Source organism: Anaerocolumna cellulosilytica (genome assembly GCF_014218335.1).
GTDB classification, from domain to species: Bacteria; Bacillota; Clostridia; order Lachnospirales; family Lachnospiraceae; genus Anaerocolumna; species Anaerocolumna cellulosilytica.
In genome coordinates this window covers 1526819-1543053 of the sequence record NZ_AP023367.1, presented here as the reverse complement: position 1 = coordinate 1543053, position 16235 = coordinate 1526819, and the positions used below count along the sequence as shown (strand labels likewise).

Sequence of the window (16235 nt, the reverse complement as noted above, 5' to 3'; positions counted from 1 at the left end):
CCTCTAAAATAAACGTGTGATTCCATTAATCAGATAATTATAACCTAAAGCAAACAAAATGTGTATAAAAATAGTGTTTAGAAACTCCTTTTGGTATAAAGATTGTATAAAGAAATTAGTGTCATTAAAAGACTGCTGCAAACCCCATCTGTTTCAGGGTTTGCAGCAGTCTTTGTGTATACCTTATATTTTATGCGATGGATAGTTACTTAGGGTGTGTGAATTGTGGTTTTAGTTTCACACGATTCTTTGGGAGATGACATTAAGGCTCGATACCCCATTGGAGATTTCCAGCAAGATAACCTGTTACCTTATCCCAGTCAACATAACTGGAACCTGTTCCCTGATAGGAGTAATCTCCTGTCTGGGTATAATTTGTCCAATCATTTTTTGAGAATCTTACCTGTACTTCAATGGAGCTTCCGGCAGTTAAAACACCTGCCGCAGAAGTGAATCCGATTTCTAAATAATAATCCGCTTCACTTGCTGCCACTGGAAGTTTTACAAACTTACCGGTTACATTGTCAGTTCCGGCAGTAGACCAGTCACACCACATAGTCTGTGCTTTCTCTCCGTCAATTGTGTAGTAATACCGCAGGGTTACATCAGATAGATTAATATCCGTTGTTCCTGTATTATATAACTTAAATCTTGGTGTAATACCATTGGTAGAGGCAGAAGTGCTTCCATTAAACATCTGCACTTTAATATCTCCACTAACTACAATAGAGCTATCTATTATGGTTACCGTAAGTACCGGATCGATACCTGCACTAAAATCAAAGGTCAGCTCAAGCTTTCCTAATGTTTTTCCTGCCAAATAGGAGCTTAACAGGGTAACGGTATCATCAGTCACTACATAATCTGTACCTTCGGTCAACAGTGTACTGCCGTTACGGATACCATTAAAGGTATGAGCGTTTAATGTCAAATCAACCGCAATGTCTGCCTGATTATCAGGATGTTTATCAAACTGTGCAGAAGTAGGAGTAATAGAAGCGCTTGGCGTTGTATCGGTTACACTTATGGTTAAGGCCGGATCCATACCTGCACTAAAGTCAAAAACTAACTTCGTCGTACCTGTCGTGAGGGTTGACAGATAGGAGGCTGCAAGCTTTATAGCATCTCCAGTTACGGTATAATCTGTACCTTTTACCAGTGTGGTTGTTCCGTTTTTGATACTATTTAAGGTATTACCGTTATAATTTACTGTTACAGTAATATCTTTTGGATCATACTTATCAAAAGCGGCTGTTACCGGTGTGATGGAAGAACTGCTCTGGGCATTTCCCGGTTCATCACCAAATACCTTTACGCCTGCGTCATACACAGGAATATAAACCGTTTTAACAGTCTTTCCTGAACTTACACCTTTGATATCTGTGTAGGAGAAATCATTGGAATTATCCCAGAAGTTCGTATTCATTGGTCCGGCTATACGGAACTGAACTTCTTTTCTATAGGCGGACTGTCCTCCTGGATATATCTTAGTTCCGGTAAAATCAACATCTACATAATAAATATTGTTTTCTACATCCCAAGGCAATAAATTGGATACAGTTGCACCTGCATTATAGTTCGTTTTTACTGTAAAATCTGCTGCACTGTAACCTAAGTTTACTCCCTCAGTAATGTCTACAAAATACTTAAAGGATAACTTATCTCCCATTCTAGCAGGCCAACCGGTGCGGTTATTTATTAAAGCCTTAACTTCAATAAAATTATTGCCCGATGCATTTATTCCTGCTTCTACAAAGAACTCGTCATCGGTTACTTCTTCAATCGCTTTAAAATTCTCGATTGGATTACCGCCATATTCTCCATATAATTTAGCAAGTGCTCCAACAAAACCTGCATTGTAATCACAGGCAATCTCATTATTGATATAATTACCAATATCGTCAGTATAACTATCGTCTTTACCAGGCCCTCCTACCAGAGCACCATAAATAGTATGTCTGTGATTATTCGGTGTTGTCTGACTGTCAGCCCAGGAACCATGTGCTGTTCTGTGATGAGGTCTTTCAGAAGGGTTTGTACCAAAACCTACCACAAAACTACGGCCTGTACTTCCCAGAGCGTAATCCACCTGCTGCTTAGCAAAAGTCTTATAGGTATCGACTTTACTTGGTGTGCAGCCGGACCAATCAGCATATACACTTGCTAAAAATGCAGTTGTTGTTGCATATCTAAGTGCACCCCAGGAATCTAACCATGCCAGACCCTTTGGTGTATAAGAAACTCTGCTTCCATTGTAACCGACACTCCAGTAATCAAGATGCATCTCCGTAGCAGTTTTATACACTTCCTTACCGGTTATTTTGGCAAGGAGCAATGCTGCGCCGTTATGTTTATCATCCCAGCTTTGAGCCCATTTGTAAGCAATGGTTGAAGATTGTGGTTCCGTTCCCCAATTAGATACATAGGATTCTGCCTTAGTAAGGTATGGAGTTTCTCCCGTTGCAAGATATAACCATACCCCTGCCCAGGATAATTCATCATAAAATCCACTGTGAGAACTATAAAAGCCATTGGCTGCCGTATAACCGCTGTCGCTTTTTGCTGTATCTGCAAAGGCAAACAATTCTTTTGCATGTTTGATGCAGGTTGCTGCATAGGCAGGGTCAATATCTTCAAATATAACGGCTGCGGCTGCTAAGGCTGCGGCTGCTTCCCCTGTTACAGCAGATCCCGGTTTACTTAAATCTACTTTAAAGGAGGGTCTTTCCATTTGCATTACCTCTGCCGGTCCCCACCAGGAATGGTCTGCATTACCATCTCCTACCTGATAGTAGAATACATTGGCAGAAGGATGGCATTTTATTAAATAATCTGTTGCCCATTTGATTTCTTTTAAAAGATATTCCAGCTGCCCGCTGTCTCGCAGAGCATCTTCTGCTTCATAAATACTCCAGGCAAGCATAGTAGCTGTATAAGCCATAGGAAGGTTGAACTTTACATGATCTCCGGCATCATACCAGCCTCCGGTTAAATCAAGACCAACATCAGAACCATCTGACAGACCGGAATCACCCCTCCAGTTATTTCTTATATCATCCGGTAACTCACCGGAACGCTGGAATTCGTAAAACATAATTGCTTTTTGTAATGCTTCACCATAGTTATAATTTGTTGCTGCCTTAACAGGCGTCTGGGTATAAAATCCAGCTGTCAGTAAGCATACAGCAAGAAGAAGACTAATTATTTTACGCATACCTAAACCTCCTTTTTATTGGTCAGTGTACCAATTGTATCTAACCGGTTTAAGCGTTCATCGCCGGAATAACTGCCCTCATTTTCCCCAATTACATTATGTAGCCAGCTTTTAAAGTTTATTATTCGGAATATAATAACCTCTGATTGAATTTATACGTTCGGCAGAATAGCTTCAAAATCCCGGCGTAGAAACAATTGATACACTGTACATACATTAAGACTGCATGATTCTCCCCTTATTAGTTTAACCTGTCCCCAAATCCTATTTCGACCAATAGCGGATTGGGGACAGGCTTCTACCTATTTAGTGTTTGGATTACTTAGGTTCAATACCCCAGTTTAGGGTATCACCAATATATCCAGTAACTTTTGACCAGTCAGAAAAACTGCTGTCGCCAGTAAAGGAGTAGTCATTTGTCTGTGTATAATTACTCCAGTCAGATTTTGAGAATCTGACTTGGACGTCTATAGACTGACCGGCTGCTAATTCTCCGGCACCAGTAGTAAAGCCGATTTCTAAATAATAATCTGCATCTGTTTTGGCAGTTGGCAGTTTTACAAAGCTTGCAGTCACATTGTTGCTGCCTACCGTTGTCCAGTCACACCAGAAGCTTTGGTCTTTCTCTCCATCAATGGTATAGTAATATCTAAGTTTTACATCCGAAAGATTAATTGCAGTATCTCCTGTGTTGTAAAGCTTAATTTTTGGACTAATTCCATTGGTTTGAGCCGTTGTAGCTCCATTAGATACCTGCACTTTTATATTACCTTCCACCACAACAACAGACGAATCTTTTATGGTAATGGTAAGTACCGGAGAAACTCCTTTACTAAAGGTAAAAGTAAGCCTTAAATCGCCTACTGCTTTTTGTGCAAGATAGGAGGAAAGAATTGTTACTGTATCACCAGCTAAAGTGTAATCTGTGCCTTCAACCAAGCTTAGGCTGCCGTCTTTAATACCAGTGAACGTATTTCCGTTTAAGATAAGTGTTACTTCAACATCCTGTTGGTTTTCTACCTTTTTATCAAAGATTGCAGTTCTTGGCGTGATGGAAGAATTATCAACCGGTTCTGTATTCTCGCTAAACAGCATAGAGTATACACCATTTGCAATTGCAACATCACACTGTGCCCAGAATCTGTGATACGTAAATACAGGATCTTCTCCTTTATTATAAGCATCCTGAAGGATATGGAAATTAGGGTCATCTCTGTATTTTGAACGGATATCAAGGAAAGTTACACCGGATTTAAGTGCATCACCATTCGCCATAGTTCCAGTCCAATTCTTGGGAACAAAAACTTCTTGTTCAAAGAAACGACTGTAATCTGCTCTAGCTTCTGGTGCTGCAACTCCTTTATCATCTCTGTAAAGGGTCCAGATACGATCTAAAATCTCTTTAGCGATTTCTCTTGCTTCATCATCACCGGATGCTTTGCTGTAATACAATAAAGCATTGGATAACGAACCGGCTACGCCAAGATCAGTTCCATAGCTTACTACTGATACATGAAGATTTTTATTACCTGTATAGGTGCCTGTCCATGTATCCGGCTGACCTGACCAGTCAATCTCATTAGGTATAGCAAAGGTACCGTCTGCATTCAGCTTAACCACTGATTTTACCCAAGGAACCCATCTATCCAGTAATTCTTTTGCTCTAGTATCACCTGTTTTATAGTATAATTCTGCGATACGCTGCATTGACCATGCCTGCATGCCAAACCATGTATTACTTCCGGGATCTGCATATACAGGATTTTCTTCATAGCCCATTCCATAGAAAGTTCCGGTTCCTGCCGGCCATTCATCATAGCGACCATTTCTTGAATTGCTGGCACCACCTGCAATAGCACCCTCAGCGGACTGTAACCACTGATAGAACTCTAGCTGTCTATCCAAACTGGTTGCCCAGTCTCTCGCACCATTTTGAGAAAGTGGTTTAAATTCAGCATTTTCTGATAAAATCCAGGCTGCCATAGGATTCTGGTAACCAAAGTGATTGTGGCTGCTTCCAATCTTCCAAGCCCAATCAGCTGAAATTCCACCACCCCAAGAATAGTACCAGGATAGCAGATAATGTGCTGAATCATAACCCGTACCCGCTACGGAAGGTGTACCTATTTTACGGAAATACTTATCAAACATGGAATATCTTAAATAATCACCCATTTTACTGGCTTTTGACTTATATGTACCAAGATCTACACCATATTCATCTGCCCACTGGTCAGCCCAGTAAGTAGCCTGAACCGCACGAGCATCTGCATCGGGTGCATTTGTATATCTGAACTGCTTTGAATAGGAATTATCTCCTACGAACAAATCCAGAAAACCATTTCTTCCGCCAAAAGTCATTTCATCCCAGCTTGGATGTGGTATGGTCTCCCAGGAAGACTCTTGTTTACCTCTCTGGAAAGTATTAATATAAGACGGTGTGGATTTGCCGTCACCTCTTCTGCCATAACCGTACCAGTTATCAACATCTAATATCCAGTGCATACCGTATATAGTAGAGGTCTTATAGGTGGAAACCAACTCATTATGAATCGGGTCTTTACCTACCGGCGCATTAAATTCAAGCTTTGCCGGGTAATAATCAGGTAATTCCCACTCTGGGGCATAGGTAGCCGGAGAATTCGGATTATATTTACTCATACTTGAATTCGGCTGGTCTTTTTCTGTTGGGATAATATATTCCTCTGCTACTCTCCAAGCTTCTTTAAAACCATCAAAATCACCGGTAAATTTGCCATACATAGCCTCTAGCCACATGTAGTAGCTGAATGCTTCACTTGTGGTTACATGACCATAATCAGGTGCTTCCACAATCAGCGTTTCAATCGAATGATAAGGAATCCCTTCCGGACTGAAATAGCCGTTTGAAGGATCTTTGATATCCTCCCAGAGTTCTAAAAATCTATCCTGATAAACATCTGAGCTGGCAAGGGCAATTTCAGGTGCCCTAGTGATTCCAAGTGGTGCAAAGGATGCTGAAAGCATTCCCATCATAAGCAGCGTAGCCACTACCACTTTCGGGAAGCGTTTTCTTCTGCTTCCGGAGCAAAATAAATTCATAACTTTTTTAAAACGTTCTAAAATCCTTTGTTTTATTAAATCTTTGCGTATCATCCAATAACCTCCTCATAATTTATCTAACAACTAATTCCCTCAGCTGGTTCTTTACTGTAGTAAAACCCCATGTCTACGCCCCTTTCTCTACTTGATTCCAATAAAGAAATCCTGCTGTCTGAATTAAGTTGAAAGCCCCTCATTATACTTTTAAGATCCTTTTCTATGTATCATCTTTTGTTCACCTCTTGTACCTAAGACACCTTTCTCTTGTAGTTCTGTATAACTTCTTGACCTAAGCCGTTTTGCCGGTATAAGGCATGTCCTCTTTTAGACTATGCGGCCTTTTATGGAATAAGACGAAAATTTATAATTTTTTCCTGATTTCACTAAAACTTTCGAACTTAATAACTAATTTAAAGTATCATTTTGTAACATTTATGTAATTATTTACCAATAACATACCATGTTTTACTTATTATGTCAACAAAAATCTGTAAATAAATTACAATTTATGACCTTTTTACTATTTTCTAAAAACTTTCGATATTACTAAAATATTTTACATTTTAGCTGATTTTTTCTGGCATGTCTTAGATATCTTGTATTTCCTGCTCTGCCGCCAACATGGAATAATATCTGCCCTTTTGTTCTAGCAGCTCCTCATGGCGTCCCTGTTCTACTATCGTTCCATTCGATAAAACCAGTAACTAATCGGCATGCCGTATCATAGACAGATTATGAGCAATCATCAGTACCGTTTTGTTTTCCTTTAGTAGTCATGTTATAGCCTGCTTTACTGCCAGTTCATTTTTTTTCAATATCCAGGATATTTTATCTAATACGGTTTCTGTTCATATTCCCTTAATACTGACTCCACCAATAGTAATATCCCCTCTAAAGCTTCATAATATTTAGCCAAAAGGCTTAAAAGAGTGGATTTTCCGGAGCCTGATTCTCTCACAATAGCTGTTAACTCTCCACTCTTTGCAGTGAAACTTACATTCCTTAGTATCGGTTCCCTGTCATATGCGAAGGATACATTATATAATTGAATGGTATTTTCCTTCGGTTTAAAGGCTTTACCGGAATCGTTTTCTTCCTCTTCTAACCTCAGTGTATCTATAGACCTCTTAGAAAGCATGAAATTCTTATATGAGGTCAAGTCAATAAATAAACTACTTAAAAGCCCTGTTAGGAACATGGGAAGTATAATACAATTTACAAATTCCCCAGCTGTGATTCCGCCGTCCAGCCAATAGTAACCTGCTGCTAAAGAAGATCCACAAAAGCTTTCAAGAATACCTATGGTTTTACCTCCAGAGAATACCGAAAGAGCCTCCAAATGAATTTAAGCGTTCCTTGACATAAACAATCTATCCTTTATAAAGGCGGTTCCACTCTGTGTCCCACCAGTTTCTCTAGTATAAAAGCGTATTGGATAAGTTCCCTATCGGATTTTGCCGTTACAGTCAGACCGAAGGGCATTCCGCTTTTATATAAACCACAAGGTATGGTAATAACAGGCATACCGGTATATTGAAGTATGTTATTGTCTTTTAACATAATACACATGTCAATCGTTCGAAAGATGTTATTTATACGCTGGATGGCAGCAACCCTGTCATTTAATGCCTCTTTATAACTTTCTTCCTGTAAATCCCCCCTTGTTTCCTCTTCGGCTTCTATAAGATACTTCTGTCCATATTTTAAGTTTACTTCAGGATGTCTGTTATTAAAATCTATGATATCGCTTAAAGAGCGAATAGGAAAGGTGGCGGGTAATTCAGACAGATATTTATTTAATCCATACTTGAATTCATACTTCATTATTTTTTTAACAAATTTGATAGGTTCTATGGTTATATCTTTTATCTTGGCACCTGCCTTTTTTAACATAGTTATAACCTCCTCATACTTTGACCATTCCTCTTTTGTCAAAGTGTCGCCCCTCCACCTGTTAATTCCAATTGTAATTCCTGAAAGATTATAGCTTTCCACTAAGGGAATGGAACTTTTCGTAAGTACGGAATACAAAACTGCTGTGTCAATTACTGACCTCGCCATAGGACCGGCCGCGTCCAGCGTAAAGCTAATAGGTATTATTCCTTTTATACTTATACTTCCGGCACTTGGTCTTAATCCAACCAAACTGTTATTTAAGCTTGGCCCTACTATGGAATTAGAGGTGTCTGTACCAATAGCTGCACCACAAAAACCTGCGGCAGCTGCTACTCCGGAACCGGTACTGGAACCGGATGGGTCTCCTGATTTTTTATATGGAGATATAACCTGCCCACCTCTTGAACTATATCCTGCGGGCATTCCCTCCGTCATATAATTAGCGAATTCTGTCATATTCGTTTTTCCAAGGAATATGGCACCCTGTTCTCTCAAAAGTCTTGCTATATCTGCATCCTGTATAGCATAAGAATTCTCCAGTGCGAGAGAACCCGCTGAAGTATGCATAGTATCACCCGTGTTTATGTTATCCTTTAATAAAATAGGTATTCCTGCAAGCGTTCCACTATTTTTAACCCCTCTCTCATCCACCTTATTAGCAAGTTCTTCTATAGCAGGATTTAATTCTATTATACTGTTAAGTCCATCTAACCCTTTATCCAAAGTCTTAATCCTCTTAATATATTCATTCACCAGTTCTTTTACTGAAATTTTCTTTGACTGCAACAAAATTTGAAGCTCATTTATAGTAAATTGATAAATATTTCTCATAGCTGCCCTCCATTTTTCTGTTTTTCTATACTCACGTTTTAATAGTACACCATCCCAAATATAACACTATAAACTGTAAAATTTCCATTTTATAAGTATTTATACCGGTCATCTCAAAAAGACTTCTTGACAGTATCCAACATTGGTTATATAATACCCAACAAATGATATAAGGAGGCCGATTATGATACGCTCTTTACTTTTATATTATCTAAATATAAAACCAACTCACGGCTATGAGATTCAAAGGTTTTTACAGATTTCCGGATCTGACAGCTGGGCAAAGATACAATCCGGTTCTATCTACTATGCTTTAGCAAAATTAGAAAAAGAGGGTTTTATCAAAGTTCTGCGTGAAGAACGAACCGGAGCAAGGGTTCGTAAAATTTATGATATAACCAATTCTGGCAAAGAAGAATTACAAAGAGGCCTCTTGGAAGAATTACAGCGTCCAATTGTTCCTAGCGGCTCAGATAAGTTTCTGCTGCAAAGCTTCCTAAATCAGGTGCCTGAATCCCTCATGGCGCAAAACCTGCAAAGACATATTGACGAATTACAGAAGGAAAAGGAATATTGGGAGTGGTGGAAAGCGGCAAAAGTTGACAGTAACAGCTTAAAGGCCGAGCAACTTGCCTTTGATATGACCATTAGCAGCCTTGCATATCAAATCCTCTGGCATGAAGAGCTTCTTGCAAATATTGATATATACCGGCTGGCTGGAGAGAACACTCAGAAACTCATACAAACCATTGACTTTTCTGATATTCCCGATACACCCAAACAGGAGACTGTGCCAATGGATATAGCAGAGATTCAAAGATTGCGGAATGAAATTCTCACAAACCCTGCCAGCGCGGTAGAAAACCTGGATAAATTAATCACAAGACTCCATAACAAAACACCATAAATTATAATGGCTATTACACAATAAACATTAGAATAGATGAATCACTTCTCTTCTTATCCTATTGGTAAAAGCCTTTTAAAGGCACATATATCCAATATTGGATATGCAACGTTATACATTATATTTTAAGGAGGATCTATGGAAACTACATTAGAAGTGACAAATTTAAAAAAATCATATCAAGGAAAGGAGGTTGTAGACAATATTTCCTTTCAGGTTTTTGAAAAGGATATTATAGGCTTTATTGGTCCAAATGGCGCCGGCAAAAGCACTACCATCAAACTGTTAACAGCTCTTTTCCCTCCTGATACCGGTCAAATATATTACCGAAAGGAAGACATACACAATAATTTGAAAGTTTACAAACGTTCTTTGGGTATCGTCCCTCAGGATTTGGCCTTTTACGAGGATTTGACTGCTTATGACAATGTATCCTTCTTTTGCTCCCTTTATGGTTTTAAAAGAAAAGAACTAAAACAGCAGGTTAAAGAAGCTTTGAATTTTGTAGGACTTTGGGATAGAAGAGGGGATTTTCCCACTACCTTTTCTGGGGGTATGAAGCGCAGATTGAATATTGCCTGTGCCATTGCCCACCACCCGGAACTGTTAATTATGGATGAACCTACTGTAGGAATTGATCCCCAGTCCAGAAATCATATACTTGATACTGTAAGAACCTTAAATCAAAGAGGCACTACTGTTATATACATTTCTCATTATATGGAAGAAATTGAAGCCCTATGTAACCGGATCCTTTTAATGGATGAAGGGATTATATTAGAAGATACCAATAAGGCTGATTACAAAATAAAACATAAAGCCCTCGGAACCGGCTCTCTTGAGGATATATTTTTGAAACTAACAGGAACTGCTTTACGGGATACAAATGAATGAATGCTAGATATATCAACCCTTAGTGTTTTTTAGTTGTAAAAAATAGTCTATTGTAAAACTGTCTTTAAAAAAATAGCGTTTGGCAATTGACTAACTTGAATAAAATGCATGAAAAGGAGTTTAGTTATGAATACTTTTTTACCACTTTTTTTATTGGGATTACGTAAAAGAAGCAAAGATTCTTTTATTCTCTTTTATAACATACTATTTCCTACTATTATAATTCTTCTCTTAGGCTACCTGACCCAAAAATCCTACAGCAAGGAATTTACTTCTTACCAATATTATACGTTGGTTATAATACCATTTTGTGCCTTAATGGGCATTATCACCGTTGCCTATGTAGCGAAAGAGGATAAACTTTCAAATACCTCCTGCCGTTTACTGACAGCTCCCACAAGCAATGCCGCACTGGTTTTAGCGAAATTTCTATCCTCTTTTATCATTTTAGCCCTTTGTAATATTATAACACTGGGACTTAATGTTTTATTATACCAGTTACCTATAGCCAGGAGTTTTATCCCCTGTGCAGTGTTATTAACTCTGGAAGCTGCTGTCGTAACTGGTATCGGACTGAATTTGGGATATGCTTTTCACAAAATGGAAGTATTGAAGAACTTTTTAAATCTTCCTATTATGCTAGGGGGATTAACAGGCGGTTCTTTTTTCCCGATAGCCTCTGATACTCTCACTTTAACAACTCTACGCAAACTCTCACCTATGACCTATATTAACCGGAGTATCTTTGAAGCAGTCTATGATAACCAGCATACTCTGCTTACTCTGTTGGTGTTTATTTTTACACTTTTAAGCATACTGTTACTTTTCCTAACCATAAAGCACTTTAAAAAGGAGGCTATTCTATGAAACCTGTCTGGTTAACTGTTTTTATTATGCACTATAAAAGGAATATACATAAAAAATCCACTTTCGTTATATCTCTGCTCCTTCCTGTTTTAGTTGTCCTGCTAGGTTTTATATCCGGTAAAATAAGTACTCCTAGCTATCGGGTTGGCATACTGTCTAACGATCAGACAAACAAAAGCAATACCCTTTTATCTGTTTGTAATAACCTGGAAGGAATAAGCGCAGCGCTAACCGGGTCAGAAACCCTCCAATCAGATATTCGAACCGGTAACTTTACTGCTATTGTGGAGTTTCGACCAGATGGGAGCTATCTATTACACTCTGTCAGGAACAAAGAAGTCATCAATCGTATTGAAATTCTTGTAGATGCCTCCCTCAACATGGACACTGCCACAGTTTCATTTGATTTAGACAACATCAAGGTGTCACCTGTATCAAAAATACTTGCTTTTTTACTTACGTTTCTAATGATTACTTCAACCTTAAGTGCCACTCTATTTCTAAAAGATAAAATTTCAGGCACCTTCTTAAGATACTTGTACTCCTCTGGACATACTTTTAGCTATCTTTTAGGCAATATGCTCTATAACTTTTTAATTACGTACCTACAGTTTTTTCTTGGAATCACCCTTGCCAAACTTCTGATACCTAATCTTGGAATTTCCTACAACCTCCTGTTGCTCTTAGGTATCTGGCTGTCAGGACTTGCGGCATCCTTTGCCACTTGGATTGCTTCTTTATTTAAAAATGATATGTATGCCAATCAAAGTTCCAGCGGAATTGTGTTACTGTTCTCTCTGACTGGAGGTACCTTCATTTCTTATCAGCAGATGCCTGATTTACTACAGCATATTAGTATTGTCAGCCCAATCCGCTGGTTTCTTGAATCCGTCACCAATGTTGAGCAAGGAGCCTCCGGACTGTTTAACAATTATTCTCTACTGATTTTAACTATATTTATTGTATTATTCCTTTTCTTGGCAATTACCTGCACAAACTATAACAAAAAATCATTTACTTAATTCTTAAAAACTTTCTAACAAGTCCCACCAGAGGTTTATAGAAAATACCTTCCATTTCCTTTGATATCTGTCTTAGCTGAACTCTTATCTGAATATTCTGCGGACAGTGCGCTTCACATTTGCCGCACTCCTTACACTGGGATGCATTGGCCGGCTGCACCGACAATGCTCCCAGTGTCTGCATATACTTAAAGCGTGCCATTTTATCTGATAACAGGTATTTGTCATTATAACTGGAAAAACAACCGGGAATATTCACCCCTGCCGGACATGGCATGCAATAACCGCATGCCGTACAAGGAATTTTGGTCTTCTCATACAGAATCTTCTTAACATTATCAAAAATTGAAAGTTCCTCTACACCAAGTGCTCCTGCCTCTACCTCTCCGGCAATCCGAATATTTTCAGCAACCTGAGCTTCATCACTCATACCCGATAGTAAAACTGTAACTTGGGGATGATTCCATACCCAGCGCAGCGCCCACTCTGCCGGAGAACGAACCTCTTTATAATCTTCAAAGGTCTTCTTTACTTCCTCCGGAAGATTATTGACTAACTTGCCGCCCCGTAATGGCTCCATGATAATAACAGGTATTCCCATGGTTCCTGCTAGTTCAAGCCCGGACTTTGTTGCTTGGTTATTCTCATCCATGTAATTATATTGAATCTGGCAAAAGTCCCAGGGATAAGCCTTTAATATAAGCTCAAAGTCTGTTTTACTGCCATGAAAGGAAAAACCAATATTTTTAATCGTTCCTTTCTCTTTTAATTCCTCCAGCCAGTTCATTACACCAAGAGCCTGTAACCTGTCAAACATGGGCTTGTCCGTCAGCATATGTAATAGGTAATAATCTATATAATCGGTTTGCAAACGCTCCAATTGTGTTCTGAAAATTTTCTTGGCATTCTCTAGCTTTTTAACCATGTAGGGAGGCAGCTTTGTGGCAATATAAACTTTTTCCCGTAATCCGCCTGCCAAGGCTTTCCCTAAAAAGCTTTCACTCTTTCCTGCATGATAGATATAGGCTGTGTCAAAGTAATTGACACCTTTTTTAATTGCATCATGAAGCATAGCCGTTGCTCTAGGCTCATCAATGTTACCGCCCTGGGTAGGAAATCGCATACATCCAAAGCCCAGTATTGATAATTCATCCGTATTCTTTACATTTTTTCTAGTTTTCACAAATAATAACTCCTAATCTTGGTTTGTAGTGGTATATATTTATGATAAGTATAACATTCTGTTTTTTGATGTCAATATATTATCCAATTTTTAACAATAAGTTACTGCTAATAAATCTTTTTCACTCTTATTTCCTATTAGCAAGTAATAAACCTCCTTGATTCAATTAGAAAGCAGAAAAAAACACAGAATAGCATCACATAAAATAAGTGTTCAATTAACTACTATTTCATTTGTAATTTAAGATAGTTTAAAATCTATGATTGAAATATTATTTTCTGATTATAATAATAGAAGTTAATTAATTATACAGGAGGTTTTACACATGAAATTATTATTTAATAAAACCACAGTTTCAGTACTATTAACAGTTATAGTTTTCAGTGCTTTTTTAAGCGGCTGCGCAAAGACCAACACTGGTAATAATACGAATAAAACGTATACTGCTACTGCTGCCGGATATGGCGGGGATGTTACCGTTGAGGTTGCCTTAACGGAAGACGGTAAAATTGGCAATATTAAAGTAGATGCACCAAAAGAGACACCTGAGCTTGGCGGTGCGGCGGCACCTAAAGTCGCCGAAGCAATCGTATCAAAGCAGAGCCTTACTGTTGATACAATCTCAGGAGCTACGGTTACCAGTGAAGCTGTTATTAAAGCAGCGGAAGAAGCCTTAAAAAAAGGTGGTGTTGATACAGAAGCCTTAAAGTAGTTCTATAATAGAATACTAACTCCCAAACACTCCTATATCACTGCTTTAATATTGGAGTGTTTTTTTATTTTCATTAATGCTGAAAATAACCCTTTACTTTATAACTTTATCGTGTTAAAATGAATTAATAATACACATAATCAGGAGTTAAAATATGAGTAAAAATATAAGAACCTCTGCTGTGGACCATTTATTTGAAGCCATATTAAGTTTGAAGAATTCAGAAGAATGTTATACTTTCTTTGAAGATATTTGTACTGTTAATGAATTATTATCCCTTTCTCAGCGTTTTGAAGTAGCACGTATGCTTCGCAATCATAAAACTTACTTAGAAATCGCAGAAAAAACCGGTGCATCCACTGCTACCATCAGCAGGGTAAACCGTTCCTTAAATTATGGAAAAGACGGATATGATATGGTATTTTCAAGAATAGCAGAAATCAAAGATACTGAGGATGAGATAGAATAGTATAACAATATGTCAAAGGAGCAGGGAACTTTGTTCCGGCTTTTTTTAGTTCCTAATCAAAAGAGAGCCGCTTCTGTCTTGTTAACAAGACTAGATTACTATTTTAATCATGCTTTGGCATAAATTACATAGTACTTACCTTAAATGGTATCTCTTGAATCAATTACGAAATTCTTTGCCTGCATTCACCTCTTAAAAATGATTGTTTCGCAACTACCTATCTTTTATATATAACGTAATTAGGGCTGATTCAGCCCTCTGCATTTCTAGGTATGAGACACTATTCTTAACAATCCTCCAATGAAGATCCATCATCCTTGTTGTACGTATGACAGCCTGCTCTTTATTGGAGGATTATTTTACTGTGGAAAACTACTATGGTTCATGCAGTCATTGATTTCACCTATTTATTGGTTATTAGGTGTAATACGATGCTCTTAAGGTGCTATTGGGAGCACAAAAAGCCGTAGGACACCAAAATCCTACGGCTGATTACTTACTTTTCTTTTTTTATTTTCTTTTTAGCATCGAGAATGGATTCATCAACTAATTTTTCTATCATCTGTTTTTTCACATATACATCAAAGCAAAGCATGCAGATAAAAGAAAAAGTGTTCAAAAATTCTCTGTCCTCCTCAGATTTAACATCTTCAAAGGTTTCTCTGGACTTATTGAATTTACGTATTACATCCTTTAATAGATTATCCATCTGATCTTCTTCATATTTAAAGACTTCCTTATAGATGGCTTCTAAGCCAATTTCTTTATTCCCGCCTCCATAGTACTTCTCTGTTAACGGATTAAATATATGCTGGATATCACTTATCGTCAATATATTCTTAAAATAATAGATGAAAATTAACAAAAGAATATGTTCTTTCGAATACTTCTTTTTATTCGGAGAAGGCAGTAAATTATTCTTTGTATAATTATTTATCATGGTCTTTGTAAGCAGCTTATCTTCACTGTATCGCTTAGAACCTTTCAGATGCTCATCCATAAAGGTTGTTACCTGATCCATGTATAAATCTATATTCGGTATATCGTCAGGATTAATATAATCCAACTTTTTAATAGTCTCAATTAAACTTTGCAAGTAATCATCGCTACTCACGTCCACATTTATCACCTCTTAGTTTATTATATAGTATTTAATACT

The 16235-nt window shown here is 37.9% G+C and carries 12 protein-coding genes; 6 read left to right on the top strand and 6 right to left on the bottom strand.

The genetic code is table 11. The features are described 5' to 3' along the window. Nucleotides 1-262: 262 nt before the first annotated feature. The 4 genes from acsn021_RS06720 to acsn021_RS06705 form a co-directional block, all read right to left on the bottom strand. Nucleotides 263-3214 carry a glycoside hydrolase family 9 protein gene (locus tag acsn021_RS06720; protein ID WP_184092446.1) on the bottom strand — a complete coding sequence of 984 codons (2952 nt, stop codon included), beginning with the start codon at nucleotides 3212-3214 and terminating at the stop codon, nucleotides 263-265. A 318-nt stretch (nucleotides 3215-3532) separates the two neighbouring features. Then, nucleotides 3533-6349: a glycoside hydrolase family 48 protein gene (locus acsn021_RS06715; protein WP_279289748.1), complete on the bottom strand. Its 2817-nt coding sequence runs from the start codon at nucleotides 6347-6349 to the stop codon at nucleotides 3533-3535. A gap of 778 nt (nucleotides 6350-7127) precedes the next feature. Continuing rightward, entirely contained in the window at nucleotides 7128-7634 is a 507-nt protein-coding gene (locus tag acsn021_RS06710) for an ATP-binding cassette domain-containing protein (RefSeq protein WP_184092445.1), read from the bottom strand. Nucleotides 7635-7672: 38 nt separating this feature from the next. Next, entirely contained in the window at nucleotides 7673-9022 is a 1350-nt protein-coding gene (locus acsn021_RS06705; RefSeq protein WP_184092444.1) for an amidase family protein, read from the bottom strand. 184 nt (nucleotides 9023-9206) lie between these two features. Between acsn021_RS06705 and acsn021_RS06700 the strand changes: the two genes are divergently transcribed. The 4 genes from acsn021_RS06700 to acsn021_RS06685 all read left to right on the top strand — a co-directional run bounded on the left by acsn021_RS06700 (nucleotide 9207) and on the right by acsn021_RS06685 (nucleotide 12712). Beyond that, the gene (locus acsn021_RS06700; RefSeq protein WP_184092443.1) at nucleotides 9207-9929 is read left to right on the top strand and encodes a PadR family transcriptional regulator; all 723 of its coding nucleotides are present in this window, start codon (nucleotides 9207-9209) and stop codon (nucleotides 9927-9929) included. A 138-nt stretch (nucleotides 9930-10067) separates the two neighbouring features. After that, nucleotides 10068-10823, top strand: coding sequence for an ABC transporter ATP-binding protein (locus acsn021_RS06695; protein WP_184092442.1), 756 nt, complete (start codon nucleotides 10068-10070; stop codon nucleotides 10821-10823). 126 nt (nucleotides 10824-10949) lie between these two features. Then, nucleotides 10950-11690 carry an ABC transporter permease gene (locus tag acsn021_RS06690; RefSeq protein WP_184092441.1) on the top strand — a complete coding sequence of 247 codons (741 nt, stop codon included), beginning with the start codon at nucleotides 10950-10952 and terminating at the stop codon, nucleotides 11688-11690. Beyond that, nucleotides 11687-12712 (top strand): ABC transporter permease, encoded by a 1026-nt coding sequence (locus tag acsn021_RS06685; RefSeq protein ID WP_184092440.1) that lies wholly within the window; start codon nucleotides 11687-11689, stop codon nucleotides 12710-12712. Before acsn021_RS06690 ends, acsn021_RS06685 begins: the two co-directional genes overlap by 4 nt. Here the strand turns inward: acsn021_RS06685 and acsn021_RS06680 are convergent. After that, nucleotides 12705-13895, bottom strand: coding sequence for an aldo/keto reductase (locus acsn021_RS06680; RefSeq protein WP_184092439.1), 1191 nt, complete (start codon nucleotides 13893-13895; stop codon nucleotides 12705-12707). The genes acsn021_RS06685 and acsn021_RS06680 overlap by 8 nt on opposite strands. Before the next feature lie 325 nt (nucleotides 13896-14220). Here acsn021_RS06680 and acsn021_RS06675 point away from each other — a divergent pair, with 325 nt between their 5' ends. After that, entirely contained in the window at nucleotides 14221-14607 is a 387-nt protein-coding gene (locus acsn021_RS06675) for an FMN-binding protein (RefSeq protein ID WP_184092438.1), read from the top strand. Nucleotides 14608-14761: 154 nt separating this feature from the next. Then, nucleotides 14762-15076 (top strand): YerC/YecD family TrpR-related protein, encoded by a 315-nt coding sequence (locus acsn021_RS06670; protein ID WP_184092437.1) that lies wholly within the window; start codon nucleotides 14762-14764, stop codon nucleotides 15074-15076. 496 nt (nucleotides 15077-15572) lie between these two features. Here acsn021_RS06670 and acsn021_RS06665 read toward each other — a convergent pair whose 3' ends face one another. After that, complete coding sequence (locus acsn021_RS06665; protein ID WP_330601755.1) at nucleotides 15573-16196, bottom strand: DUF1836 domain-containing protein; 624 nt, start codon at nucleotides 16194-16196, stop codon at nucleotides 15573-15575. Between the last annotated feature and the right edge of the window lie 39 nt (nucleotides 16197-16235).

Coding starts and splice junctions, on each gene's coding strand:
- acsn021_RS06720 (WP_184092446.1), bottom strand. CDS start 3,214: ATGCGTAAAATAATTAGTCTTCTTCTTGCTGTATGCTTACTGACAGCT.
- acsn021_RS06715 (WP_279289748.1), bottom strand. CDS start 6,349: ATGATACGCAAAGATTTAATAAAACAAAGGATTTTAGAACGTTTTAAA.
- acsn021_RS06705 (WP_184092444.1), bottom strand. CDS start 9,022: ATGAGAAATATTTATCAATTTACTATAAATGAGCTTCAAATTTTGTTG.
- acsn021_RS06700 (WP_184092443.1), top strand. CDS start 9,207: ATGATACGCTCTTTACTTTTATATTATCTAAATATAAAACCAACTCAC.
- acsn021_RS06695 (WP_184092442.1), top strand. CDS start 10,068: ATGGAAACTACATTAGAAGTGACAAATTTAAAAAAATCATATCAAGGA.
- acsn021_RS06690 (WP_184092441.1), top strand. CDS start 10,950: ATGAATACTTTTTTACCACTTTTTTTATTGGGATTACGTAAAAGAAGC.
- acsn021_RS06685 (WP_184092440.1), top strand. CDS start 11,687: ATGAAACCTGTCTGGTTAACTGTTTTTATTATGCACTATAAAAGGAAT.
- acsn021_RS06675 (WP_184092438.1), top strand. CDS start 14,221: ATGAAATTATTATTTAATAAAACCACAGTTTCAGTACTATTAACAGTT.
- acsn021_RS06670 (WP_184092437.1), top strand. CDS start 14,762: ATGAGTAAAAATATAAGAACCTCTGCTGTGGACCATTTATTTGAAGCC.